The 25833-nt window shown below is 64.9% G+C and carries 22 protein-coding genes and 1 pseudogene; 15 read left to right on the top strand and 8 right to left on the bottom strand.

The genetic code is table 11. The features are described 5' to 3' along the window. Positions 1-59 precede the first annotated feature (59 nt). The 3 genes from PLD_RS27625 to PLD_RS27615 all read left to right on the top strand — a co-directional run bounded on the left by PLD_RS27625 (position 60) and on the right by PLD_RS27615 (position 2386). The gene (locus tag PLD_RS27625; protein WP_159897871.1) at positions 60-584 is read left to right on the top strand and encodes a DUF2867 domain-containing protein; all 525 of its coding nucleotides are present in this window, start codon (positions 60-62) and stop codon (positions 582-584) included. A 25-nt stretch (positions 585-609) separates the two neighbouring features. Then, positions 610-1779 carry an N-methyl-L-tryptophan oxidase gene (gene solA, locus PLD_RS27620; RefSeq protein ID WP_159897870.1) on the top strand — a complete coding sequence of 390 codons (1170 nt, stop codon included), beginning with the start codon at positions 610-612 and terminating at the stop codon, positions 1777-1779. A gap of 166 nt (positions 1780-1945) precedes the next feature. Next, the gene (locus PLD_RS27615; RefSeq protein ID WP_159897869.1) at positions 1946-2386 is read left to right on the top strand and encodes a CBS domain-containing protein; all 441 of its coding nucleotides are present in this window, start codon (positions 1946-1948) and stop codon (positions 2384-2386) included. A 141-nt stretch (positions 2387-2527) separates the two neighbouring features. Here the strand turns inward: PLD_RS27615 and PLD_RS27610 are convergent, their stop codons facing one another. Together PLD_RS27610 and PLD_RS27605 are read right to left on the bottom strand one after the other, a co-directional pair. Further along, entirely contained in the window at positions 2528-3853 is a 1326-nt protein-coding gene (locus PLD_RS27610) for an ATP-binding protein (protein ID WP_159897868.1), read from the bottom strand. Beyond that, positions 3850-4509, bottom strand: coding sequence for a response regulator transcription factor (locus PLD_RS27605; protein ID WP_159897867.1), 660 nt, complete (start codon positions 4507-4509; stop codon positions 3850-3852). The genes PLD_RS27610 and PLD_RS27605 overlap by 4 nt, the downstream gene beginning before the upstream one ends. 235 nt (positions 4510-4744) lie before the next feature. On the opposite strand from PLD_RS27605, the gene PLD_RS27600 reads away from it, so the two are divergent. The 6 genes from PLD_RS27600 (at position 4745) to PLD_RS27575 (ending at position 12801) form a co-directional block, all read left to right on the top strand. Continuing rightward, positions 4745-5215, top strand: a complete 471-nt coding sequence (locus PLD_RS27600; RefSeq protein WP_159897866.1) for a DUF2271 domain-containing protein — start codon at positions 4745-4747, stop codon at positions 5213-5215. Positions 5216-5241: 26 nt separating this feature from the next. Next, the gene (locus tag PLD_RS27595; protein ID WP_159897865.1) at positions 5242-7437 is read left to right on the top strand and encodes a PepSY domain-containing protein; all 2196 of its coding nucleotides are present in this window, start codon (positions 5242-5244) and stop codon (positions 7435-7437) included. Then, positions 7427-8401 carry an FAD:protein FMN transferase gene (locus PLD_RS27590; protein WP_159898225.1) on the top strand — a complete coding sequence of 325 codons (975 nt, stop codon included), beginning with the start codon at positions 7427-7429 and terminating at the stop codon, positions 8399-8401. The genes PLD_RS27595 and PLD_RS27590 overlap by 11 nt, the downstream gene beginning before the upstream one ends. Before the next feature lie 57 nt (positions 8402-8458). Beyond that, positions 8459-9160 carry a VIT family protein gene (locus PLD_RS27585; protein ID WP_159897864.1) on the top strand — a complete coding sequence of 234 codons (702 nt, stop codon included), beginning with the start codon at positions 8459-8461 and terminating at the stop codon, positions 9158-9160. A gap of 283 nt (positions 9161-9443) precedes the next feature. Continuing rightward, positions 9444-11669 (top strand): LTA synthase family protein, encoded by a 2226-nt coding sequence (locus PLD_RS27580; protein WP_159897863.1) that lies wholly within the window; start codon positions 9444-9446, stop codon positions 11667-11669. Positions 11670-11958: 289 nt separating this feature from the next. Then, positions 11959-12801, top strand: coding sequence for an NAD-dependent protein deacetylase (locus PLD_RS27575; RefSeq protein ID WP_159897862.1), 843 nt, complete (start codon positions 11959-11961; stop codon positions 12799-12801). A gap of 3 nt (positions 12802-12804) precedes the next feature. Here the strand turns inward: PLD_RS27575 and PLD_RS27570 are convergent, their stop codons facing one another. Then, positions 12805-13707 carry a LysR family transcriptional regulator gene (locus PLD_RS27570; protein ID WP_159897861.1) on the bottom strand — a complete coding sequence of 301 codons (903 nt, stop codon included), beginning with the start codon at positions 13705-13707 and terminating at the stop codon, positions 12805-12807. A gap of 250 nt (positions 13708-13957) precedes the next feature. Between PLD_RS27570 and PLD_RS27565 the strand changes: the two genes are divergently transcribed. Genes PLD_RS27565 through PLD_RS27555 form a run of 3 tightly spaced genes read left to right on the top strand, consistent with a single transcriptional unit; the run spans position 13958 to position 16545 of the window. After that, positions 13958-14656, top strand: a complete 699-nt coding sequence (locus PLD_RS27565) for a CoA transferase subunit A (RefSeq protein ID WP_092317299.1) — start codon at positions 13958-13960, stop codon at positions 14654-14656. A 36-nt stretch (positions 14657-14692) separates the two neighbouring features. Then, positions 14693-15352: a CoA transferase subunit B gene (locus PLD_RS27560; RefSeq protein ID WP_159897860.1), complete on the top strand. Its 660-nt coding sequence runs from the start codon at positions 14693-14695 to the stop codon at positions 15350-15352. A gap of 14 nt (positions 15353-15366) precedes the next feature. Next, positions 15367-16545: an acetyl-CoA C-acetyltransferase gene (locus PLD_RS27555; RefSeq protein WP_159897859.1), complete on the top strand. Its 1179-nt coding sequence runs from the start codon at positions 15367-15369 to the stop codon at positions 16543-16545. Between the two features lie 482 nt (positions 16546-17027). Here PLD_RS27555 and PLD_RS27550 read toward each other — a convergent pair whose 3' ends face one another. Beyond that, a complete protein-coding gene (locus tag PLD_RS27550; protein WP_159897858.1) occupies positions 17028-17330 on the bottom strand; it encodes a hypothetical protein in 303 nt (100 codons plus the stop codon). A gap of 191 nt (positions 17331-17521) precedes the next feature. Beyond that, positions 17522-18445: a LysR family transcriptional regulator gene (locus tag PLD_RS27545; RefSeq protein WP_159897857.1), complete on the bottom strand. Its 924-nt coding sequence runs from the start codon at positions 18443-18445 to the stop codon at positions 17522-17524. A gap of 129 nt (positions 18446-18574) precedes the next feature. Here PLD_RS27545 and lysA point away from each other — a divergent pair, with 129 nt between their 5' ends. Continuing rightward, entirely contained in the window at positions 18575-19807 is a 1233-nt protein-coding gene (gene lysA, locus PLD_RS27540; protein WP_159897856.1) for a diaminopimelate decarboxylase, read from the top strand. Between the two features lie 448 nt (positions 19808-20255). Here the strand turns inward: lysA and PLD_RS27535 are convergent, their stop codons facing one another. Next, positions 20256-21986 carry an alkaline phosphatase D family protein gene (locus PLD_RS27535; RefSeq protein WP_159897855.1) on the bottom strand — a complete coding sequence of 577 codons (1731 nt, stop codon included), beginning with the start codon at positions 21984-21986 and terminating at the stop codon, positions 20256-20258. A 36-nt stretch (positions 21987-22022) separates the two neighbouring features. After that, the gene (locus PLD_RS27530) at positions 22023-23465 is read right to left on the bottom strand and encodes an MFS transporter (protein WP_159897854.1); all 1443 of its coding nucleotides are present in this window, start codon (positions 23463-23465) and stop codon (positions 22023-22025) included. 127 nt (positions 23466-23592) lie between these two features. On the opposite strand from PLD_RS27530, the gene PLD_RS27525 reads away from it, so the two are divergent. Both PLD_RS27525 and PLD_RS27520 read left to right on the top strand, forming a co-directional pair. Then, entirely contained in the window at positions 23593-24519 is a 927-nt protein-coding gene (locus PLD_RS27525; RefSeq protein WP_159897853.1) for a LysR family transcriptional regulator, read from the top strand. 22 nt (positions 24520-24541) lie between these two features. Beyond that, positions 24542-24997 (top strand): hypothetical protein, encoded by a 456-nt coding sequence (locus PLD_RS27520; RefSeq protein ID WP_159897852.1) that lies wholly within the window; start codon positions 24542-24544, stop codon positions 24995-24997. A gap of 75 nt (positions 24998-25072) precedes the next feature. Here PLD_RS27520 and PLD_RS31320 read toward each other — a convergent pair. Beyond that, a pseudogene (locus tag PLD_RS31320) lies at positions 25073-25606 on the bottom strand (methyl-accepting chemotaxis protein); the annotation flags it as partial. Positions 25607-25833 lie beyond the last annotated feature (227 nt).

The following is a 25833-nucleotide window of genomic DNA, read 5'->3' as shown; positions in this document are numbered from 1 at the left end:
TTCTGGCGTGGCTGATCGGCATGCAGCCCCAGCCGCCAGTTCTACAGGGAGCCGTATCGATGAAAACCGCTGTTCACCCTTGCCCACTGCCCCATGACTCCAGCATCGCCGCCCTGGCCCCGGGCGCGACCTTCGTCGACTGCCGCCGTACCCTGGCCGAAGCCCCCGAACGCAGCGCCATGCGCCACCTGCTGTGCCTGATGAGCCAGACCCCGGCCTGGATCGACCGGCTGATGGGCCTGCGCAACCGCGCGGTGCAGCTGTTCGGCCTCAAGGACCTGGGGCGCCTGACCCGCATCGACCTGTCGCGCCCCGATGAGGATTACCAGCCCGGCGACCGGGTGGGCATCTTCACCCTGATCTCCCAGCGCCCCGACGAGGTGCTGGTGGTGGACCGCGACAAGCACCTGGATGTGTACCTGTCGCTCAACCTCCGGCCCCTGACCGCCGAGGGCCTGCGCCCGGTGGTGCTGAGCACCGTGGTGCATCCGCACAACCGCCTGGGGCGCCTGTACATGCTGCCGGTGGCGCCGTTTCACCGGATCATCGCGCCCATGACCCTGGCGAATATCAATCGTCGCTGAGCCTTTACTCTTCAAGGATCTTATCGTGCAGACAGCGAAATTCGATGTGGTCGTCGTAGGCCTGGGGGCCATGGGCGCCGCCACCCTCTATCAACTGGCCAAGCGCGGGGTCAAGGTGGCGGGCATCGACCGCTTCGCCCCGCCCCATGACCAGGGCTCCAGCCATGGCGACACCCGCATCACCCGCCAGGCGGTGGGTGAAGGCGCGGCCTACGTGCCCCTGGCGATCCGCTCGCAGCAGATCTGGCGCGAGCTGGAAGCCGAACTGGATGTGCCGCTGTTCGAGCAATGCGGGGTACTGGTGATGACCGCCAGCACCGACCCGCAGCGCCCGGCGGATGCCCGGGACTTCACCGACACCAGCATCGCGCTGGCCCGGCGTTACGGTATCGAGCATGAAGTGCTCGACGCCGCCGAGATCCGCCGGCGCTTCCCGCAGTTCGCCCCACTGGCCGACAGCGCCCGAGGCTACTTCGAACCCGGCGGCGGCTTTGTCCGCCCGGAACGCTGCATCGACGCGCAACTGACCCGGGCCCGGCAACTGGGGGCGACCCTGTTCACCGGCCAGACCGTGCAGGAACTCAAGTCCGACGCCGAGGGCGTGGACCTCATCAGCGCCGGTTCGCCAATACGCGCCCGGCAGGTGATCGTCAGCGCCGGCATGTGGACGGCGCAGCTGCTCGGGGCACCCTTCGACGCCCTGCTGCAGGTCTGTCGCCAGCAGCTGTACTGGTTCGGCCTCGATGAGCCCTGGCACTACCCGGCCCGCTCGCCGAGCTTCATCCTCCACAGTTCCGGCGATGTCGACGCCTGCTACGGTTTCCCGCCGATTCCCGGCGAAGGCAGCGTGAAGATCGCCACCGAGCAGTACAGCGTCAGCAGCCAGCCGGACCATCTCGACCGCCAGCCCAGCCGCGCCGACGCCCGGCGCCTGTTTCGCGACCTGGTGGCGCCGCATATCGCCGGGCTGGCGCCGGAATGGGTGAAGGCCAGCGTCTGCGCCTACACCGTGACCCCGGATTCGGGCTTCATCATCGACCGCCACCCGCGCCTGGCCCACGTCACCGTGGTCAGCGCCTGCTCCGGTCATGGTTTCAAGCATTCGGCGGCGATTGGCGAAGCCTTGGCCCAGTGGCACGTGGACGGGCACAGCGAGATCGACCTGGGCAGTTTCTCTCTGCAGCGCTTCCTCTGAAGGCAACGACCCCTTTATCGGGGCGCTGATGAAAAAAATCCCCGGGTTGACGTTTTTCGCTGTTTATCGGCCGTTTTCAGCCTTGCCGGCTGGCCCAGTCTCTACGATTCTTTAGAAACCTCAGGGCGGCGCATCGCCGCCCCACCCAGAACCACCGGAGCGCCCCATGAAGAGCGTTGCAGAACTGCTGAAACTCAAAGCCAAGCACAACCAGCAAGTGCACACCATCGCCCCGCACCAGATGGTCCTGGAAGCGCTGATGCTGATGGCGGAAAAAAACGTCGGCGCCCTGCCGGTGATGGAAAACGGTCAAGTGGTCGGGGTCATCAGCGAACGTGACTACGCGCGCAAGCTGGTGCTGCACGGGCGCTCCTCGGTGGGCACCCCGGTCAGCGCCATCATGAGTTCGCCGGTGATCACCGTGGACTCCCACCAGAACGTGGAAACCTGCATGAACATCATGACCGACAGCCACCTGCGCCACCTGCCGGTGGTGGAGAACGGCCAGTTGCTGGGTTTGCTGTCGATCGGCGACCTGGTCAAGGAAGCGATCGCCGAACAGGCCGACCTGATCCGCCAGCTGGAGCAATACATCCGCGGCGAATGACCCCGGCCCGGCCAATCTCGCCCCACTGGCCAAGCGGCGCCGGCTTGCCGAAGAAGCGGCGCGCAAGGACGCGCCGGCCGGGGCCTGTGCCGGTAGACCGAGCGCTGCGCCAGGGGTGCCCGCTGCGTCCTTTCTCGGCGTCTACAGGCAGAACTGCACGCGCACTTCAAATCCATCCTCGCGGCCGCTGGCCGGCGAGGCCAGGTGCAATTGGCCGCCCACGCCGTGGACGATGCTCTGGACAATCGCCAGGCCCAGGCCAGAGCCGCTGGTATCGCTGTTGCCACGCACAAAGCGTTCGGTCAGGCGGTGCAGCACATGCGGCGCGACCACCAACCCGGCGTTGACCACCCGTAAACAGCCCTCGGCACTGAGGCTGACCTCGACCGGATGCGCCGGATCGCCGTACTTCAAGGCGTTCTCGATCAGGTTGCGCAGCAAGACACCAAAAGCGTCCGGGTCGATGGCGCTGCACACCTGGGCCACCTCCGGCAGTTGCAACTGGATGCGCGGGACGCCATCGCGGTTCCATTCCTCGACGCCATGGGCCAGCAGCGGAATCAGGTCCTGGGGGCTTTCCGACAACAGTCCGCCGCCCTCGGCCTTGGCCAGTTGCATGAGCTTTTCCGACAGCCTTGCCAGCTCCCGCAGGGCGTTCTCGATCTTCGCCGCCCGCACCTGCAATGGCCCTTGCGGGGCTTCGTGGCGCAAACGCTGAATCTGCGCCAGGGTCGCGGCCAGGGGTGTGCGCAGCTCATGGGCGCTGTTGGCGGTAAAGCTGCGCTCGGTTTCCAGGGCTTTGCGCAGGCGCTCCAAGAGGTGGTTGACCGCCTCGGCCAAGGGATCGATTTCTGCTGGCAGACGCGCCACCTTGATCGGCGACAGGTCGCCCACGCCTCGCGCCTCCACCGCCCGGCGATAGGCCAGCACGCTGCGCAGGCTGATGCGCACGAACAGCCAGGTACCCAGCAGGCTGATGGGAATCAGCCCGAGCAAGGGCAGCAACAAGGCCAGCAACGCCTCCCGCGAAGCTTCGCGGCGATGGGCCAGGGGCTCGGCAATTTCGATGGAAATCGAGTTGTCCTCGGCACTGGCGCTGTACAGACGGTAATGACTGGTCGTGGTAAACCCGGGCCTGGGGCGGTGACTGAAGATCTTCAGCTTGGCGTCGTGGGAGCGCATCAGAATCCGCCCGTCGCCATCGCGTACCAGGTAGGTCAGGTATTCGCTGTCCATCTTCAAGGTCGCCACGTGCCGCGCCCGACGCGGCCCGCGGCGGTTGCCGATCTCCAGCGCGGCCAGGGGCAGGATGCGCTGGGCGGTGGCTTCCAGGGCGCTGTCGAAGGTTTCGTCCAACTCATGCTGGACCACCAGCCAGCTGCCGGCGGTGGCCCCCAGCCAGAGCAGGGTCATGCCCAGGGTCAGGCCCAGGCTCAGGCGCTTTTGCAGACTGATGGGACGCGTCATGCGGGCATCAACCGGTAGCCCATGCCACGCACGGTTTCAATCAGTTCGCGCCCGAGCTTTTTGCGCAAACGGCTGACGTAGACCTCGATGGTGTTGCTCTCGATTTCCGCGCCGAATGCATACAGCCGCTCCTCCAACTGCGACTTGGAGAGCAAGGCGCTGGGGCGCTGGACAAAGGCCTCGAACACCGCCCATTCGCGAGCCGTAAGGTCGACGATGACGCCGGCGCGCTGCACGGTGCGGGCGCTCATGTCCACTTGCAGCTCGCCGAGGCGGATCTGCGGATTGGGATTGCCACTGTAACGCCGGGCCACCGCCGCGACCCGCGCCGACAGCTCGAACAGGTCGAAGGGCTTGACCAGGTAGTCGTCGGCACCGGCATTGAGCCCGGCGATGCGTTCGGAAATCTGGTCCTGGGCGGTGAGGATGATCACCGGCGTCACATCCCCGGCGCTGCGGCGCTGACGTAGAAACTCCAGACCGCGCCCGTCGGGCAACATCAAGTCCAGTAGGATCAGGTCATAAGGCGTGCTGGCGACACTGGCCCGCGCCTGCTCCAGGCGTTGCACCCAATCCACGGCGTGGCCATCGTCGGCGATCTGCTCACGCACCGCGTCCCCCAGCCCTGTGGCGTCCTCGACCAATAACACGCGCATCGACGCTCTCCTTTGATCTGTGTGGTGGCACACCTTAACCGCTGAACCTGACGCGAATCTGAAGAAACCATCAGCCTGATCAGGGTAGCCATTGTCGCACCCTCGCGCCCCGAGACAGATCAGCAAACGCTCGGGTCACCCTGAGCGCCATGGCTTGAAGTTTTTTCCAGGCCTTCAGGTTGCTGTCAGCTAAACGGCCCAGGCTGCAGCCACATTCATCGATCAGGACAGCCTCATGAACAAGCTCTTCGTCGCCAGTTGCCTCGCCGCGGCTCTGGCCCTGCCCGCGCTGGCCCAGGCCCGTGAAGTCACCCTGACCACCCGCCTGAAGAACTACAGCGGCAACAACGCCTACCTGGCGATCTACCTCACCGACGCCAACGGTGCCTACCAGAAGACCCTGTGGGTCGCCGGCAAGAAGGCCAAGTACTACAAGCACCTGCCCGGCTGGGCCCGCGGTGGCGGCACGGCGGCCGGTCAGTACGACGGCGTCACCGGCGCCAGCGTGGGCAGCGGTGAAACCCTGACGGTCAGCACCGACCTGGCGGACAACCTGATCGACGCCGGGTATCAAATTCGCATCGACAGTGCGGTGGAAGACCAGCGCGACGTCCGCGCCGACGTGGTCCTGCCGCTGACGCTCAAGGGCGCGGGCCAAGCCGCCAGCGGCGGCACCTACGTGCAGTCCCTGCGCTACGACCTGTAATGCCCACACCGTGAGGAGGCCCGACCATGTTGCGCTTGTTGCATTCCATTCCCGGACTGATCGCCGCTGTGCTGGTGATGCTGCTGGCCATCAGCGGTGCGACCCTGGCATTGAACCCGACCCTGGAGCGCCTGCAGACCCCACAGCCAGCGACGGCCGAGGTGTCGGTGGGGCAACTGGCGGGACGCATCGCCAGCCACCTGAGCGGCGTCGAGCAAATCCAGCGCACGCCCTCAGGCTCGGTGATCGTCTACCACCGCCAGAACGGCCAGGGTCTGGCCAGCACCGTCAACCCGCTGACCGGCGAAGTGCTGGCGCCCTACGCCCCCTCGGTGTTTGCCCGCTGGGTCAAAGAGTTGCACCGCTCGCTGTTTCTCGGCACTTCGGGCCACGCGGTATCGGCCCTGGGGGCCCTGGCGATGCTCTTACTGACGGCCTCCGGGGCGGTGCTGCTGGCTCGCCGCGCCGGTGGCTGGGGCAAGCTGCTGCGGCCGTTGCGCGGTAATTTCAGTCAACGCTGGCATGCTGAAGTCGGACGCCTGAGCCTCCTTGGCCTGTTGCTGTCAGCCCTGAGCGGGCTGTACCTGTCGGCCAGCACGTTCGGCTTGATCGCCGATGGCAGCCAGGCCGAACCGGCCTTCCCCACCCACCAGAGCAGCGGGCCGGCCTTACCGGCGGCCAGCCTGCCAGCGTTGCAGGCCCTGGACCTGAAGGATCTGCGCGAGCTGGTCTACCCCGACCCGGGCAACCCCCAGGACCTGTATAGCCTGCGTACCAGCGCCGGCGAGGGGTATATCGATCAGGCCAGCGGCGCGCTGTTGGCCTTCAAGCCCTATGACGCAGCGCATCAGGCTTATGCCTTCATCTACCAATTGCACACGGGCGAAGGCCTGTGGTGGCTGGGCCTGCTGCTGGGCGCCTGCGCCCTGGGCGTACCGCTGATGAGCACCACCGGCCTGTGGCTGTGGTGGCGTCGGCGCCGCGCCGATGCGCCGATCAGTGACAACAGTCCAGCCGCCCGCGCTGACTGCGTGATCCTGGTGGGCAGTGAGAACAACAGCACCTGGGGCTTTGCCCGCACCTTGCACCAGGCTCTGGTGGCCGCCGGCCTGCAAGTCCACAGCGCGGCGATGAACCAAGTGCAACACCACTACCCCAAGGCGCGCCAGTTACTGATCCTCAGCGCCACCCACGGCGACGGCGATGCGCCGGCCTCGGCCAGCGCTTTTCTCCGTCGGCTGGCACAGCACCCACTGCCGCCTGAACTGCCATTTGCCGTGCTGGGCTTTGGCGACCGCCAGTTTGCACAGTTCTGCGGCTTTGCCGAACGCGTCCACAAGGCTCTGGAGGCCAGCGGCGCGCGCCCCCTGCTGCCGCTGGAGGGTATCAACTGCCAGTCCACCCAAGCATTCCAGCGCTGGGGCCAGGTGCTGGGATCGGCCATGGGGCTGGAGCTGGACCTGCACCATCAGGCCCCAGCCTTGCCCAGCCATGCCCTGGAGCTGGTGGAGTCGGTGACCTATGGCGCCCAGGTTCAGGCACCCACGCGCATCTTGCGCTTCAAGACGCCGAGCGACCGCGCAGGGCAGCCACTGCCGCCGTTCCAGGCCGGCGACCTGGTGGGCATCCTGCCCCCCGGAAGCACGCAACCGCGCCTCTACTCCCTGGCCAGCAGCAATCTCGACGGGGTGCTGGAGATCTGCGTGCGCAAGCACCCTGGCGGCCTGTGCTCGGGTTTTCTACATGAGTTGCAAGCCGGGGCGCAGATTCAGGCGTTCATCCAGCCCAACCCGCACTTTCGTCCCCAGCAAGGCGCGCAGCCGGTGATCCTGATCGGCGCCGGCACCGGGATTGGTCCATTGGCCGGCTTCATTCGCGGCAACCGGGCGCGCCAACCCATGCACCTGTACTGGGGCGGGCGCCACCCGGCATCGGACTTTCTCTATGAACCCGAACTCAAGGGCTACCTCGCCGACCGCCGCCTGACCGCCCTGCGCGCGGCCTTTTCCCAGGTCCAGGACCGCGGCTACGTGCAGGATCGGCTGGTTGCCGATGCCCTGGCGGTCCGTCGGTTGGTGGAAAAAGGCGCTCAGGTGCTGGTCTGCGGCAGCCGCGACATGGCCAAAGGGGTGATGCAGGCCCTGGACGAAGTACTGGCTCCGCTCAACCTCAGCGTCATCACCCTCAAGGCCCAAGGACGTTACCGTGAAGATGTCTACTGATACCGCCAACCGGCAGCGCTACAGCCTCAACGGCCCCACCATGGGCAGCCGCTACACCGCACTGTTCTACGCCGCCCCCGGCTTCGATACCGAACCGCTGCAGCAGCGCCTGGCCGAGGCCGTGGCGCGGGTTGACCGGCAGATGTCCAACTGGAATCCCGATTCGGACCTCAATCGAATCAATGCGGCCCCGCAACAGCAGTGGCTGGAGGTGCCAGCAGCGCTAATGACCGTGCTGAGCACGGCGCTGCGGGTTGGCCAGCAATCGGCCGGTGCCTTCGAGATAGGCGTGGGCGATCTGGTCCAGGGCTGGGGCTTTGGTCCTGCCCAACAGCCTCTAGAGCCCGCGACACTGGCGGCCATGGCCCACCAATCCCGCCCCCGTGCCGCCAGCGCCCTGGAGCTGGCGCCGCAACAGCAGCGGCTGCGCAAACGCGCGCCTGTCACCCTGGACCTCAATGGCATTGCCAAGGGCTTTGGGGTCGACGAACTGGCACGCTGCCTGGACCAGTCGGGCATCAGCGATTACCTGGTGGGCATCGATGGCGAAATGCGCGCCCGGGGCAACAAGCCCGGCGCACACCCCTGGGTCGTGGCCCTGGAAAAACCCCATCGCGGCGTGCGCGAAGTCATGGGCGTGATGGAACTGAGCGATGCCGCCATCGCCACCTCGGGCGATTACCGGCAATGGGTGGACATCGCCGGGCAGTCCTACGCTCATACCCTTGACCCCAGTCGCGGCATGCCCCTGGACAATCGCGTGGCGTCGGTCAGCGTGGTGGCCAGCAGTTGTATGCTGGCCGATGCCTGGGCCACCGCGCTGCTGGTGCTCGGTGAAGTCGAAGGGCCAAGGCTGGCCCAGGAACGCGGGATGGATGCACTGTTTGTGATCCGTGACGCTACGCAACTGCGAGAAGTGTCTATTGTGGGCGGACGGCTGCAGGCACAAATCGAGTCCCGCTGACGCTCACGCCTGCACCTCTGTATCTGTTCAGCCGCATCCACCTGAGTCCAATGGCCGATGAAATTCATGCACCGACACCGCGAACTGCACCGCAACGACCGCATCGGCTGGCTGCGCGCCGCCGTCCTCGGAGCCAATGACGGCATTGTGTCCACCGCCAGCCTGTTGATCGGCGTGGCGGCCGCCAGTGCCAGCCACAGCACCCTGCTGGTCACCGGCATGGCCGGGTTGGTGGCCGGTGCCATGTCCATGGCTGCCGGGGAATATGTCTCAGTGCATTCCCAAGCCGACACCGAACAAGCCGACCTGGCCCGGGAGCGGAGCGAGCTGAGCAACGATCACCAGGCCGAACTCAATGAGCTGGCGCACATTTACCAGCAACGCGGGGTCAGCCCGGAGTTAGCGAAACAGGTCGCGGCGCAACTGATGGAACACGATGCCCTGGGGGCCCATGCCCGAGATGAACTGGGCATCAGCGAGGCCTTGGCGGCCAACCCGTTGCAGGCGGCCCTGGCCTCGGCGGCAAGTTTCGTGGTGGGCGCCGCCCTGCCCCTGGCGGTGACCTTCGTCGCCCCGCCCGCCAGCGTGGTGCCGTGGGTCGGCGGCATGTCCCTGGTGTTTCTCGGCAGCCTGGGGGCGGTGGCTGCCCGCGCCGGCGGTGCCAAGGTCGTGCCGGGCGCCTGGCGCGTGACCTTCTGGGGCGCCCTGGCCATGGGCATCACCGCCGCCGTTGGCAGCGCCTTTGGCGCCGTGGTCTGACCCCGCAGGCGAACAGGCGCGCAAGCCGTGCAATGCGCTCGCGGCCGCCTGCGCTTCTGAGCTGATCCGCTGACGGCGCCTTTTTAACACTCTGAAATAGTAAATCCCGCCACCGTCAGACCTTGCCGCACCTGCAAAAAGATGCTTGAACACGGCACCTCAGCTCAGTCTCAAGCCTCTCCGGGGCAATTCTCAGACAGCTGATAAATAAATCACCCCCACTAATAAGAAACGCCTGAGCTGTCGCTCTTGCTACCATTGCGCACATTTGCGTGAAGCTTTGATGACAGGCAGGTTATTTGTGAAATTGATCCGTCGTTGCCTCCAACACCCCCTGGCTCCCCTGTGCACCTTGTTCGGCCTGCTGTTGCTGGTGCCGATGGGCGCGCGCCTGGCCCTGGGCTGGTCCAACCCACTGGGCTATCTATCCGATCTGGCCAGCGCCAGTCTGCTGACCCTGCTCCTTTACCGCCGCCCCTGGTGGCTGGCCTTGCCGGTGCTGCTGATCTGGAGCCTGTTGACCCTGATCAGCGCCGAACTGGTCAGCGCGGTGGGCCGCTTGCCCAACATCGCCGACCTGCACTACCTGACGGACCCACAGTTCATGGGCAACTCCACCGGCGGCGCTCTGGCTCACCCTGGGCTGGGGTTGGCCCTGCTGCTAGGGCTGGCACTGTGGCTGATCGTCCAGCGCGCCAGCCGCGACGTGACCACGCCAGTGCTGCCACGTCCGGCCTGGGCCGTGCCGGCGGTGCTGCTGCTGGCCCACGGCACCCTTCAATCCCTCAAACCCAGCGACGCCGATCAGTGGCAGTTATTCAACCTGCCGCACCAGGGCCTGGCCACGGCCGTGGGTCAGGCGCAGATGCACGCAGAAGACTGGCTGGCCGGCGACAGCAGCGATACACCACCGCCGATGGCCGGCCTGACCCAGCTGGACCTTGAAGGCCAGCCCCTGCTGCCGAGCGCAGGTCGGGCGCGCAACGTGCTGGTGATCGCCCTGGAAGGCATTCCAGGTGCCTATATCAAGACCAACCGCGAGGCCCTGCACAGCCACTATCAGGAAGACCTGATGCCCAAGCTCAGCGCCTGGGCCGAGCGCGGCATGAACACCCCGGACTACGTACTGCACAGCCACCAGACCATTCGCGGCCTGTACGCCATGCTTTGCGGCGACTACGACAAGCTCGACAACGGCACCCCCAAGGGCGTCGAGATGCTCACCCAGAGCCAGCGCAACCAGGCTTGTCTGCCGGCGCAGATGCACAAGTTCGGCTTCGCGACCCACTACCTGCAAGGCGCCGGCCTGCGCTTTATGGCCAAAGACAAAATCATGCCGCACATTGGCTTCGATGCGACCCATGGCCTGGAGTGGTTCAACAACGACAATTACCTGGAATTTCCCTGGGGCAAGGACGACAAGGCGTTCTTCGAGGGCGCGCTGACTTACGTCGACCAACTGAAGAAGAAAAAGCAGCCGTGGATGCTCACCCTGCTGACCGTCGGCACTCACCAGCCGTACTCGGCCCCCAAGCACTACCTGGAACGCTATGACACACCCAAACAAGCCGCGGTCGGCTACCTGGACGACGCCCTCGGCCAGTTCCTTACCGACCTGGAACGCAGGGGCGTGCTCAAGGACACCCTGGTGATCATCACGTCCGATGAGTCCCACGGTATCGATGGCGTGCGCCTGGCCTCATCCTGGGGCTTCAACCTGATGCTCGCCCCGGAGCAAGCGCAGCTGCCTCACATCAAATCCGGCACCTATGGCCACATCGACCTCAGCGCCTCGGTGCTGGACTATTTCGGTTTGCCAGTGCCGGCCAGTCTCAGCGGCCGCTCGCTGTTTCGCGACTATGCCCAGGGTCGGGAAATCATGTCCTACACCAACGGCAAGCTGCGCTACCACGACGGCCAGGGCACCTTCACCGAGTGCGATTTCCAGCAGCGCTGCCGCAACTACTCAAGCCCTGGCTTCATTGCCGACAGCGCCACCCTCATCAGCCAGTACGGCGGTCAGCGGGCGCGGCAGATCAGCGCCCGGGCCACGAGCCTGGATCGCAGCCTGCTGCAATCGCCGCTGAACCAGCACTACCAGTTCGGCAGCCCGGCGATCATCCCCTTGCAACCGACAATCAAGGATGACTGGGCCGACAACCTGATCGGCGCCCAATACCTGGAAATGCCCAAGGGTTCGCAAACCCGGGTGCGCTTCACCGTGCGCTCGACCGATCCGCAGCAGAACGCCTACATCCTGCTCAAGGGCAAGGAGTTCGAGCAGGACGTGCCGCTGGGCCTGCCGGAAGAAATGCTGGTGACCCCCGATCAGCCGCTGCAAATGGACTTCAGTTTCGACAATCCGCAAACCCGCAAGGCCTTCTCCTTTCACCTGTTGGGCTACGGCCTGGGCGCGGTGGAAGTCAGTGACTTCAGCGTGATCACCCAATTGCCGGGGCAAACCGAATCCGCCGATCCCGAAGACGACAGCGACACCCACTCCAGCTGAGCCCTGGCTCCCCGTCGAGCATCGCCAGCGCGGGCGATGCTCGATTTTGTCGTCAGAATGCAGGCCTGCCGCCCCCTTTTTGCCGGACAAACCGGCATCCCGGCAGCCTTGGACAACTCGACAACCACGGTAGAAACCCTATGCACCGCGCGCCCCTGCGCGGCCAGCCGGTTCGCCGCAACGATCGCCATAACGTCTGGAACCGCAACGCCCTGCCGTCAGCGCGACTGGCACGCCCGGGGTTTTGCGTCTATTTGTGGTAGCCAACCCTCTACCGACGAGCGCCGCCATGCCCCACCCTCCCATCGCCCCGCCACTGGAACAACTGGCCGCCGCCCTGGACGGCAAACCGTACATGGTCCTGACCGGCGCTGGCATCAGCACCCCCTCAGGCATCCCCGACTACCGCGACAGCGAGGGCGTGCGCCGAGGCCAGCAACCGATGATGTACCAGGAATTTCTCAATCAAGCCCATGCCCGCCGTCGTTACTGGGCCCGGGCCATGCTCGGCTGGCCGCGGGTTCGCCAGGCTCGTCCCAACGCCGCGCACCAGGCGCTGGCGCAATTGCAGGCGGCCGGGCGGATTGCCGGAGTCATCACTCAAAACGTCGACACCCTGCACGATCAGGCTGGCAGCCTGGAGGTCATCGAACTGCATGGCAGCCTGCATCGGGTGCTGTGCCTGGACTGCGGCCAGCGCAGCCAGCGCGAGGCCATCCAACAGCTGTTGGAGACGCACAATCCTTATCTGGCTGGGGTCGATGCACGGCAAGCACCGGATGGCGACACCCTGCTGGACCCGGCGTTCGAGGAGCGTTTCCAGGTGCCCCATTGCCCCTACTGCAACGGTGACCGGTTGAAACCCGACGTGGTGTTTTTTGGCGAGAACGTCATGCCCACCACCGCGGCACGCGCCTGGGCGGCGGTGCATCAAGCGCCCGGGCTGCTGGTGGTGGGCTCGTCATTAATGGCCTATTCGGCGTTTCGCCTGTGTCGCGCGGTGACCGAACAAGGCAAGCCGCTGCTGGCCATCAACTTCGGCAAGACCCGCGCCGATGAGCTGCTGAACCTCAAACTCAGCGAGCCCTGTGATCAGGCCTTGCCCTGGCTGGCTGAACGCCTGCTGGGCTGAACCTCAGCCGATCGCCAGGCGCGCGCCAAGGTTCTCCTGACGCAGAATATCGAACAGCGCCTGGGCCGCGGTGGACAACTCGTCCCCCGGTTTGGTCAAGACGCCAATGGCCCGCTCCACCACCGGATCATCCAGGATCAGGCAATGCCCACCCAACTCGCGCATCTGCTGCGCGCACAAGGCCGGCACCGCACTCACGCCCAGGCCGCTGGCGACCATGCGGCCCACGGTCGCCAACTGATGGCTTTCAAACTCCACCGGCAACTGCACGCCCCGGGCCCGCAGGTGGTCCTCCAGCATCACCCGCACCGTGGACGGCCGCTGCAGGGTGATGAAGGGCTCTTGCAAGAGCGTCTGCCAGTTGATGCGGCTGCGCTGCGCCAGGGGCGAGTCCTTGGGCACCACCGCGACGAAACGGTCGACGTACAACGAGGTAAACAACAACGAAGTGCTGTCCTGAGGCTCGAACGCCACCCCCAGCTCCACCTCGCGGTCACGGACCATTTCCAGCACCTGCTCGTTGATCACGTCGTTGACCGTGACGTTGACCTGGGGATAGCGCGCGCGAAAGTGCTTGAGAATCGGCGGCAGCAGATTGCCGGCAAAAGACGGCATGGCCGCCAGGGTCACCCGCCCGCGTTGCAAGGTGAAACGCTGACGCAGTTCGTCCTCGGCGTTATCCCAGTCAGCGATCAGCCGCCGCGCCAGAGGCAGCAACGCCTCGCCTTCCGGAGTCAGGGCCACGTTACGCGTATTACGCGTGAACAAACGCCCCCCCAACCCTTCTTCCAGAGCCTTGATCGTCAGGCTCAAGGCCGACTGCGACAGATGCAGCCGCTCGCAGGCCAGGGCAAAACTCAAACTGTGGGCCACCGCGAGAAAGGCCCGAATTTGTTTAACCGTCATCTGTCACCCTCGGGAGAGCAGCGGCAAGCTATAAGCTTCAAGCCGCATGCTTGGTGCTTGGTGCTTGGTGCTTGGTGCTTGGTGCTTGGTGCTTGGTGCTTGGTGCTTGGTGCTTGGTGCTTGGTGCTTATTATGCTGATTTTCCAATCAATCAACCTTAAAAATAAACTTAACAAATCAATCCGACAGCGCAACACTGGCCCGCAAACGGCTGGCCAGCCGCCAACGAACAAGAAAGAGGATGGTGCAAATGGCAGGTTTCGATAAGCGCGTGGCGTCCTACGAGGAAGCCCTGGAAGGTCTGCAAGACGGCATGACCGTGATCGCCGGCGGCTTCGGTCTGTGCGGGATTCCCGAGAACCTGATCGCCGAGATCAAGCGCCGCGGCACCCGTGATCTGACGGTGGTGTCGAACAACTGCGGGGTCGACGGTTTCGGCCTGGGGGTACTGCTGGAGGATCGCCAGATCAGCAAGGTGGTCGCTTCCTACGTCGGTGAAAACGCCCTGTTCGAGAAGCAACTGCTCAGCGGCGAGATCGAAGTGGTGCTGACCCCCCAAGGCACCCTGGCGGAAAAAATGCGCGCCGGCGGTGCCGGCATCCCGGCCTTCTTCACCGCCACCGGCGTCGGCACCCCCGTAGCCGACGGCAAGGAAACCCGCGAGTTCAAAGGCCGCACCTACCTGATGGAAGAGTCCATCACTGGCGACTTCGCCATCGTCAAGGGCTGGAAGGCCGACCATTTCGGCAACGTGATCTATCGCCACACCGCGCAGAACTTCAACCCCCTGGCGGCCACCGCCGGCAAGATCACCGTGGTTGAAGTGGAAGAAATCGTCGAGCCGGGCGAGCTGGACCCGACGCAGATCCACACCCCCGGCATCTACGTCGACCGGGTCATCTGCGGCACCTTCGAGAAGCGCATCGAACAGCGCACCGTGCGCAAGTGATCGCCCTTCCCCAGCCCGACTAAAAGGACAACCAACATGGCTCTTACCCGCGAACAAATGGCTCAACGCGTCGCCCGCGAACTGCAGGACGGCTTCTACGTCAACCTCGGCATCGGCATTCCGACCCTGGTGGCCAACTACATCCCCGACGGCATGGAAGTCATGCTGCAGTCGGAAAACGGCCTGCTGGGCATGGGCGCCTTCCCTACTGAAGACGAAGTCGACGCCGACATGATCAACGCCGGCAAACAGACGGTCACCGCACGCATCGGCGCCTCGATCTTCTCCTCCGCCGAATCCTTCGCAATGATCCGCGGCGGGCATATCGACCTTACCGTGCTCGGTGCCTTCGAAGTCGACGTGCAGGGCAACATCGCCTCGTGGATGATCCCCGGCAAGCTGGTCAAGGGCATGGGCGGCGCCATGGATCTGGTGGCCGGTGCCGAGAACATCATCGTCACCATGACCCACGCCTCGAAAGACGGCGAATCCAAGTTGCTCAACCGCTGCAGCCTGCCGCTGACCGGTGCCCAGTGCATCAAGCGGGTGCTCACCGACCTGGCCTACCTGGAGATCGAGAACGGCGCCTTCATTCTCAAGGAACGCGCCCCCGGGGTCAGCGTCGAGGAAATCGTCAGCAAGACCGCCGGCAAGCTGATCGTGCCGGATCACGTCCCTGAAATGCAGTTCGCTTAAGGAGCATTGCCATCATGCAAGACGTCGTTATCGTTGCCGCCACCCGTACCGCCGTAGGCAGTTTCCAGGGTTCCCTGGCGGGCATTCCCGCCGTTGACCTGGGCGCCGCGGTGATCCGCCAACTGCTGGCCCAGACCGGCATCGACCCGGCCCAGGTGGACGAAGTGATCATGGGCCAGGTGCTCACCGCCGGCGCCGGGCAGAACCCCGCGCGCCAGGCCGCGATCAAGGCCGGCCTGCCCCACGCTGTGCCCGCCATGACCCTGAACAAGGTCTGCGGCTCGGGCCTCAAGGCCCTGCACCTGGCCGCCCAGGCCATCCGCTGCGGCGATGCCGAGGTGATGATCGCCGGCGGCCAGGAAAACATGAGCCTGTCCAACTACGTGCTGCCCGGCGCCCGCACCGGCCTGCGCATGGGCCACAGCCCGATGATCGACAGCATGATCAGCGACGGCCTGTGGGACGCCTTCAACGACTACCACATGGGCATCACCGCCGAGAACCTGGTGGACAAGTACGGCATCAGCCGTGAAGCCCAGGATGCCTTCGCCGCCGCGTCCCAACAAAAAGCCGTGGCCGCGATCGAGGCCGGGCGTTTTGTCGACGAAATCACCCCGATCCTGATTCCCCAGCGCAAGGGCGAACCGCTGAGCTTCGCCACCGATGAGCAACCGCGCCCCGGTACCACCGCCGAGGCCCTGGCCAAGCTCAAGCCTGCGTTCAAGAAAGACGGCAGCGTGACCGCCGGCAACGCCTCGTCACTGAACGATGGCGCCGCCGCAGTGATGCTGATGAGCGTCAGCAAGGCGCGCGCCCTGGGCTTGCCCGTACTGGCCAGGATCGCCGCCTACGCCAACGCTGGCGTTGATCCGGCGATCATGGGCATCGGCCCGGTCTCTGCCACCCGTCGCTGCCTGGACAAGGCCGGCTGGACCCTGGACCAGCTGGACCTGATCGAAGCCAACGAAGCCTTCGCCGCACAAGCACTGTCGGTGGGCAAGGAGCTGGAATGGGATGCGAGCAAGGTCAACGTCAACGGCGGCGCGATTGCCATCGGCCACCCGATCGGTGCCTCGGGCTGCCGCATTTTGGTGACCCTGTTGCATGAAATGATCAAGCGTGACGATAAAAAAGGCTTGGCAACCCTGTGCATCGGCGGCGGCCAAGGCGTGGCGCTGGCCATCGAACGCTAAGCCGCTACCGCGCTCCACGGCAGGCCGCCGGTCCCACGATACCCGGCGGCCTGCCGGCAACACACCCGGCGCACATACCCGTGCGCCGGGTCCATTTCGCGACCTGACCGAGGGCCCACGCAAGCCGCCACCGGCGCTCTAGCCGTCAGCTACATCCAACTTGTACGGCTGGCCCGATCCTGCTTTTCGACACTTATTCCTACTGACTCACCGCAGAACCTGTCCGGGATCGTGCCCGCTTCAACACGCCGCAGGCAGCATGAAGATCTCGGTGAGGATAAGGCCCGGCCCCTAGATCTTGAGGACGCCTTCGCTGGCAAGCGGAACGCCACCCGGCCTGCGCCTACACAAGCCTGCCCGGCGCAGGCGTAGGCGTAGGCGTAGGCGTAGGCGTAGGCGTAGGCGTAGGCGACGATTTTCGCCAGTAGCGGCGGGCCTAGTTCGCCAACATGCTGGTCCCTACAGAAAAAGCGGGGGCCTGGTTACGCCAGGTCCAGCTGTACGCCGTCCGGCGCACCCTCGACCGTCCACTGACGGAGCCAGTCACTGTTTTGTTCAACACTGCTGAAGCCGTGATAGACCACATTCAGTTGGGTGGTCTGGGCTGTCACCCCATTGCAGATCAAATACAGCGTGGCATTGGCATCCGCTTGCAGAACATAAAGAACCCCATTGCCTTGAGCAGGAATGTTCACATTGGCCAGGTTGTTGCCCTGGGCAGTGCCCCTGATGGCAACTTGCTGCGCAGCAGTTGTGTTATTGCGGCCACGAATGGCGATAGGCATTTTCTTCAACTCCGGACCCCGTCAACGGATTCAGTCGCTAGGTCTTGAGAATGCTGCCGCCCGACTCGCTTGAGAGGTTCAGTCGACAACTGAGGCCACCCTCGGTAATTGTCGACAGCCAGACGAGAGGGACATGTTTCCCTGAAGAGCCAGGTTCAGCCCTCGATATTGGCCATAGGCCTCGAATGCCCCTAGGCGCCCTGCACAATCCGTCCCACCTGCTCTTGCAGCCCCTTGGCCTGGGCCCGCAGCGACTGGCAAAAGCCCTCGACAAAACTCGATGACGGCCGGTAATCCGGGCGGATCAGCACCACCCGGTACGGCACCGACAGCTGCAGCGGGCGAATCACCAACCCTCGTCCGGCCTCCTCCATGGCGCTCAAGGGATTGATGATCGCCACCCCCAGTTTCTGCCGCACCATGGCGCACACCGAGGCGGCGTTGGTGGTTTCCACCACCACCCGGCGATCGACCTCGGCCTGGCGAAAATGCTCGTCCAGGGTTTGCCGGTAGATATCCAGGCCCGAAAGATTGATGAAGTTCTGCCCGCGAAAATCCTCCGAAGCCAGCCGTGGCCTGGCCAACAGCGGATGATCGTCCGGGAGGATGCAGACCATGTCGGCGCAGAACAGCAACTCGCCCTGAGTGCCCCGGGGCAGGTGTTCGCTTTCGGTCAGGCCCAGGTCATGGCGCTGGGCGCTGAGGGACTCTTCCAGCAGCGGCGACTCCTGGGCGGTGATGCTCAGGCCGATCCCCGGATGCTGTTGCAAAAAGCCCTTGCACACTTGAGGCAGCAGGGTCTGAGAGAACAGTGGCAGGCAGCTCAGGCTCAACTGGCCGTGTTCGAAACGGCGGATCGACTGGGCCACGCTGTTGATCCGTTCCAGCCCCACATAGGCTCGCTCCACTTCTTCCAACAGCAGCAAGGCCTGGGCCGTGGGCAGCAGGCGTCCGCCTTCGCGGTCGAACAGGCGCAACCCGGAAAGGCTTTCCAGCCGCGCCAGTTCCCGGCTTACCGTGGGTTGCGAAGTAAACAGCAGGCGCGCGGCACCGGTGACACTGCCGGTTTGCATGATGGCGCGGAAGACTTCGATATGGCGCAGGGAGATGTCCATCAACAGAGGCTCGTTCGATCAACCAATCCATATCAAATCTGAATTGACCAACAAAGAATAGATATTTTATTGAATAAGCAATCATAGGCATGCTGCAACCACTCCCACTGACTACAGATTGCAATCGCCATGACCATTCCCTTCGCCCCCGTTCAACTCGCTGCCGCCGCCCGTCAATATGGCACTCCGCTGTGGTGCTACGACGCCGCCACCATCCTGGCGCGCATCGCCCAATTGCAGGCCTTCGACGTGGTGCGCTACGCCCAGAAGGCCTCGTCCAACCTGCACCTGCTGCGCCTGATCGGCGAAGCCGGGGTGCGGGTCGACGCCGTCTCCCTGGGGGAAATCGAACGCGCCCTGCTGGCCGGTTTCAGCCCGGTGGATGCCGGCATCGTCTTCACCTGCGACCTGTTCGACGCAGCCACCCTCAAGCGCGTGGTGGAGCTGCAAGTGGAAGTCAATGCCGGCTCCATCGACATGCTCCGTCAACTCGGGGAGCAGTCCCCGGGGCACCGGGTCTGGCTGCGGATCAACCCGGGCTTCGGCCACGGCCACAGCCGCAAGACCAACACCGGCGGCGAGAATAGCAAGCACGGCATCTGGCACGACCAGGTAGGCGAAGCCCTGGCGGTGATCCGCCAGTACGGCCTGCACCTGGTGGGCCTGCACATGCACATCGGTTCCGGGGTCGACTACGACCACCTGGAGCAAGTGGGCGCGGCCATGGTGACGGCGGTGAAATCCCTGGACCACGATATCGAGGCCTTCTCCATCGGCGGTGGCCTGTCCACCCCATACCGCGACGGTGACACCCCGGTGGATGTGCAGCGCTACGCCAATGCCTGGAAAGTCGCCCGTCAGCAAATCGAGGCCTACCTGGGCCACGGCGTGCGCATGGAGATCGAACCGGGGCGCTTCCTGGTGGCCGAGGCCGGTTGCCTGGTCAGCGAAGTGCGGGTGGTGAAGACCGCCGGCCAGCATCACTTCGTGCTGGTGGACACCGGCTTCAACGACCTGATGCGCCCGGCCATGTACGGTGCCTATCACGGCATGAGCCTGCTGGACGCCAGCGGCCAGCCGGTGGACCGCCCGCAGCAACCGACCGTGGTCGGCGGCCCGCTGTGCGAGTCCGGCGACATCTTCACCCAGAACGATGAATGCCTGACCCCGCACCTGCTGCCGCAAGCCCAAGTCGGCGACCTGCTGGTGCTGCACGACACCGGCGCCTACGGCGCCAGCATGTCCTCCAACTACAATAGCCGGCCGCTGCTGCCGGAAGTGCTGTTCGCCAACGGCCAGCCACGGCTGATCCGCCGCCGCCAGCCCCTGGCGGACTTACTGGCGCTGGAACTGGGGCTGTAAGCCCCCTCTGGATAGCGATCCGGATCGCGACACAGGGAAGCAAGGCCCTGTGTTCGCCCAGCCACCTGCCCGCCCCCTTCCTGGCCATCGCGCTACTGACCGGCTTGCCCAGCCTGCTCCATGGACAAGGCGATCCCATGCCTGGGCCCCTACCTGCCCGCCTGATGGATGGATGGATGGATGGATGGATGGATGGATGGATGGAAATTCCATTGCCTCCCCCGATCGGAGCAAGCGCTCGGAGGAGGTTGTTTATCCATGAATCGGCCCAGCGTGTGTAAAAACGCTTCACCAAAATTGAAGTGTGCGCGTCTACATCAAATCTGAAATTTATCGGCACGTCAGCGGATGTGGATTTCGCCTAGAAGCGCGATTTTCAGTCCGGTTTTGAGTACCTGCCGCGCTCAAAAACGTTTTTACACAGCCTCGGCCGGCAGAGGACACCCCGCTACCAAGGCAATAGCTGCAGACGTTCCGGCTGCTCGTTGACCTGGTCGTTCTGCTTGCGGGTCATCAGCGGCTGGCCATCGGTGCCGTAGAACTGCACCACCAGTTCGGCGCTGCCCGGGTGCAGGTCGAGCCGGGCGAAGTTATCAGCCTGGGTGAAGGCCCAGGTGCGGTAGTCCATGGCGCCCGGCTTATTTTTCAAGGCAAAGCTGTCGGGAGTGCGGGGTGACCGCGAGTCATGCACGTAACCTGCAGGGTCGCCGTCGGCAAACGAGAACGGCCAGTAGAAGGCCGACGAGGTGACGGCGTAGGCATGGATGGACTGGGCCCCGCTATCGAGTTGCAGTTCAGAGATATTCGAGCAGTGAATGTCGCCGGATAGAAACACCACGTTCTGTACCTGGTACTGGGCGATGGTTTCCAGCACTGCACTGCGGGTGGAAGGGAAAGCCGACCAGGCGTCACTGGCGTTTTTGCGGCGATCGTAACGCTCACCCTCGCCTGCCGTATCGACGCCATTGGGCACAAAGACGCTGGAGGTGACCACGAACTTGGGCATGTTGCCCCGGTCCTCTTGCATGTGCCGCAACCACGCACACAGGCGGTCCAACTGGCCGGGTTCGGCAGGATGCAGTGAGGGCCGGCCCAGCAGGTGATTGTCCGCCAGGGCACCGGGCACATCCTCAAGAAAGCGCTGGGTGCGCGTGTCGAGCACGAAGAACGGGTAGTTGGAACAGGAAAAATCGTAGAACAGCTGATTCACCGAACGCTGTTTGAGGTACTGATCGTTGCCGGACATCACGCGGCTCTGCACATAGCTGTCATCGAAACGTGGGCCGTGGCTCCACTGATAACTCATGTAGGCCCCCATCGCCCAATTGAACAACGTGCGCTTGGTGCCGCACTTGGCGATGCGGTCCTGGGTCCAGTTGTCTTCGATTTCATGGTCATCAAGGATCATGTAGGTCGGCTTATGCGACAGCAGCCGGCCGATGCTGGGCGAGCCGAAGGCCGTGTGGTAGCGCTCTTCGAACTCTTTGTAGGTGTCTGCCCGGCCAATGGGTATCGCTCGGTTGTACAGGTCGGCGTAGATCTGATCCCCCACCATCAGCACGAACTGCGCATCGCCGTGGGCTTCGAGCATGGGCGCAAAAATCGCATCGGAATCCCGGCGCTGCCAGGCCAGGCCCGGATAGCGGCAGGACCCCAATAGAAAGCTGAGGGGTTGAGGCGCCGCCGTGGCGTCGACCCTGGCCTGGGTGGTGAATTCGGCTTCGACATACACCTTGTCGACCCCGACGCGATTCAGGTCTTTGGCCCAGACCGAAGAGGCAGGCAGGCGGTGCACCACCGACTCACTGGACACCTCATCATCAATGGAGCCTGCATCGTCGACGTTGAGCGATGCCATCCGCACCCGGTAATGAGTGGCGGGCGTCAGCAGGAACGGCTTGAGCTGCTTGCGCTCGGTCTCGTTGCGCCACAGATTGACATCGACCCCGAGGTTGAAGGTGCCGGTGCGGTGATACTCGCGGCGCAGGCGAAAGTAGAAGATATCCTCCCCCGCAACCCGACCATTGCTGCCCAGCACGCCAATGACGCCGATGGTGCGGATATCCTCGGCCACCCCCTTCTCGTCCAGGGCATCGGAAGCGGCGATCCATAAACGGCAGGATGTGTCGGTGGTGTGCCCGACGATCGGGCCTAAAGAAGGGGTGCGAAGGGTGCTCACAATGGCCTGCTCCTGGGTGGGGTGTGCAGGCAAAGCCTAGCTCGGGCGCGGCGCCCGACAAGCCTGGAGACTGCCGTCCGTCCGCCGCACCCAGGCCATCATCAGCGCCAGCAACATCAATCCGGCGGCAACGCCAAAGGTAACGCTCATCCCCCTGGCAACCGCCTCGACGCCCACCTCAGCCGCGGCTCCCGGGCGCGCCACCCGGGCGAACAGCGCGCCCATGGCGGCCGTCCCGCTGATCAAGCCGAGGTTGCGCGACAGGCTCAGCAGCCCCGCCGTCAGCCCTCGTTGCTGCGGCGCCACATCCCGCATCACCAGGCTGTTGTTGGCGGCTTGAAACAGGGCATAGCAGGCCGTCACCAGCGTGATCGGCAACAGGTAGCCCAACAGGCCCGAGCCCATGGGCAACAGCGCCAGCAGGCCCAGCCCGATGAACATGCCCAACAGCCCGAGACGACACAGGCGCGGGGCGCCGTACCGATCCACCAGGCGCCCGGCGGGCAGACCGCTCAAGGTCGCGACCAACGGCCCCACGGACAGGCTCAAGCCCACCTGCGCGACTCCCAACCCCAGCCCGCGAGACAGGTAAAAAGGCCCGACCACCAGGGTGGTCATGATCACCGTTGACACCAGCACACCCAGCAGCAGGCTCACGCGTAACTGCGGCTCGCTCAGTAAAGCCGGCTGAAACAGTGGCGCAGCGGCCCTGCGTTCCATCCTCACCAGCAGCGCCAGCGTCCCGGCCCCGGCCAGCAACAGCCCCAGGTTCAGCGGGGCCAGCAGGTTATCGCCCAAGGTCAGGGCCAGGGCATAGGCCCCCAGGCCCAGGGCCAAGAGCAGCATGCCGGGGTAATCGAAGGCGCTGGTCGATGGCGGCCGACGATCTTCCGGCAAACAGCGCCAGGCCAATACCAGAGCGATGATCCCCAGCGGCACATTGACCAGGAAAATCCAGCGCCAGCCAATGCCGGCCAACAACAACCCGCCCACGCTCGGGCCCAATGTGGTGCCCAGCGCCGACAGGCTGCCCAGCAGGCCCATGGCACTACCGATGCGAGCCTTGGGCAAGGCATCGCCGACCATGGCCATGCTCAGGGGCAGCGTCACCGCCGCGCCCAGCCCTTGCAGTGCGCGAGCTGCCAGCAACCAGCCCAGGCCCGGAGCCAGACCACAAAGTAGCGACGCCAGGGTGAACAGGGCGATCCCGCCCAGCAGCAACCGACGCCGTCCCAGCAGATCGCCCAGGCGCCCGGCGCTGGTAATCAGCGTGGTCATCACCAGCAGGTAAGCCAGAACAATCCACTGCACGTGCTGAAAGGACGCGGCAAAGACTCGGGCCAGATCCGGTAACGCCGCATTGGCGATGCTGGTGTCCAGGGACGGTATCAGCATCGTCAGCGACAGACTGGCCATGGCCCAGCGTGCTTGGGGCGTGAGGGGATCAAGTGGGGCAAGGTTCGACAAAGGGACGGGCATCACAATGACTCCATCAAGGTAATGCCCGAGAGCCTAGGCTCGCGCCACACTCGGCGGAAGACGCAGCCCTTGCAGTTAATCAGTGCATGTAACGCCATGTATACCGGCACCGTGCTAGATTCCGCCCATGTCGAATCCTGATCTGAATCTGCTGTTGACCCTGGACGTGCTGCTGACCGAAGGCAGCGTGGCGCGGGCCGCCGAGCGCCTGCAACTGAGCCCTTCGGCCATGAGCCGGGCCCTGTCGCGCTTGCGCCAAGTCACTGGCGACCCTTTGCTGGTGCGCGCCGGGCGCGGCCTGGTGCCCACGCCCCGGGCCCAGGAACTACGCCGCCAGGTCGGGCCTCTGGTGGAGCAAGCCCTGGCGGCCCTGCGCCCATCGGAGCAGATCGACCTCGGCCAGTTGCAACGGACCTTCACCCTGCGCAGCCGCGACGGCTTCGTCGAAAACTTCGGCCCGGCGCTGATCCGCCGCCTGCGCCAACAGGCCCCTCAAGTGCGGGTGCATTTCGTGCCCAAGCTGGACCGCGACAGCCAGCCCCTGCGCGAGGCCAGCATCGATCTGGAAACCGCGGTGATCGATAGCGATACCAGCCCCGAGCTACGCACCCGGGCGCTGTTTCGTGATCGCTTTATCGGCGTGGTGCGCAGCGGCCATCCGTTGAGCCGTGGCCCGGTCAAGCTCGAGGACTACCTGGCGGGCGAGCACATTCTGGCGTCCCACCCGGGGCACGCTCACGGGCGCATGGACGAAGCGCTGCACGCCCTGGGCCGGCGGCGGCAGGTCGTCACCCTGGTCAGCGGCTTTTCCGCGGCCCTGGCCCTGGCGCGGGGCTCGGACCTGATCGCCATGGTGCCCGAGCGTCACACCAGCAACCTGCGAGAAGGCCTGCACAGTTTCTGCCTGCCGCTGCCATTACCGGAGATGACCCTTTCCCTGCTCTGGCATCCGCGCATGGAAGCCGACCCGGCCCATCGCTGGTTGCGCCAGTGCGTCTATGAACTGTGCAGCGACGTCGCTGCCACTCTCCCGACGGCCAACACCGCTGATTGATCTTTATCTGCGAGCCCCTGCAATGCCTTCCCACACAACCGCCGTACCGGCTGCCCCGTTCAAGTACCTGCCCGCCTTCGCCACCCTGCTCTGGGGCCTGGCGCTGGCGCTCGGCCGGGCGCTACCGTCGCAGGACTACTTCTGGAGCAATTTTGCCGCCTACTGGCTGCCTCAGGGGCTGATCCTCGGCCTGTTGCTGTGCACCCGGCCTTCGGCGGCGCTGTTCACCGGCGTGGCCTTGGCCCTGGCGGCGCATCTGCAACTGTTCAGCCTGTGGCTCAGCTCCCCGGTGGACACCATGGGCTGGCTGTTCTACCTGTTCGACTTTCCGGGCGCGCTGGTCGGCGCCGCCATTGCCCGCTTCCTGGCCACGCACAGGGCCGCGGGCAAACCGCTGGCGAGCGGGCTGCTGGGTTTTGGCGGGGTGGCCTTGGGGCTGTTGCTGAACTTTCAGCTGGTGCTGTTCAGCCAACATTGAATCGGGGCGACGACAACGCCCCGCAGAGGGCGTTGAAACTCACCCGGACCGCCGGCGGCCCGGGTGGGTGAGTCTTCAGCCGTGGCCCTGATTGAGGCTCGACAAACGCCCGGACAGGGCCTGCATGGCCGCGCTGACCTTGTCCAGGGCCTGGGCGTCGCGGGCGTTGTCCTCACTGATGCCGTGGATACGCACCGCCAGTTCGTTGATCTCCTGGGTCACATGGCTCTGTTGCTGCGCCGCTACGGCGATCTGCTGCGCCCGCTGGGAGATGTCGTCGAAACTGGTCACCGTGCTGGACAGCGCGTCCGAGGCACCGGAGGCCTCGCCCACCGCTTGGCGGGTCCGCGCCTCACCGGCCTGGATCGCCTGCACCGCCTGGCGCGAGGCCTGCTGCAGATCGTTGATCATGCCGCTGATCTCGTTGGCCGAGGTCTGGGTACGCCCGGCCAGGGTCCGCACTTCATCGGCCACCACCGCAAATCCGCGACCTTGCTCCCCGGCCCGAGCCGCCTCGATGGCTGCGTTGAGCGCCAGCAGGTTGGTCTGTTCGGAGATCGCCTTGATCACGTCGAGCACCGCGCCGACCTGTTGGCTGTCCTGTTCCAGGCGCTGGATCACCGCTGCCGCCTCGGCCATTTCCGTGGACAGTTGCTGGATCGACTGACTGTTAGCCGCGACCCGCTGCTGACCGTCTTGCACCACTACCAGGGAGTCGCGGGCGGTGTTGGCGCAGGTGTTGGTGTTCTGCGCCACTTCCTGGGCACTGGAGGACATCTCGGTGATCGCCGCAGCCAGTTGGGTGTTTTCCTGACGCTGCTGCTCGGCCCGCTGAG

Origin of the sequence: Pseudomonas sp. LD120 (assembly GCF_009861525.1) — a bacterium.
Lineage (GTDB): Bacteria > Pseudomonadota > Gammaproteobacteria > Pseudomonadales > Pseudomonadaceae > Aquipseudomonas.
This window is presented reverse-complemented; position numbering and strand designations above follow the sequence as displayed.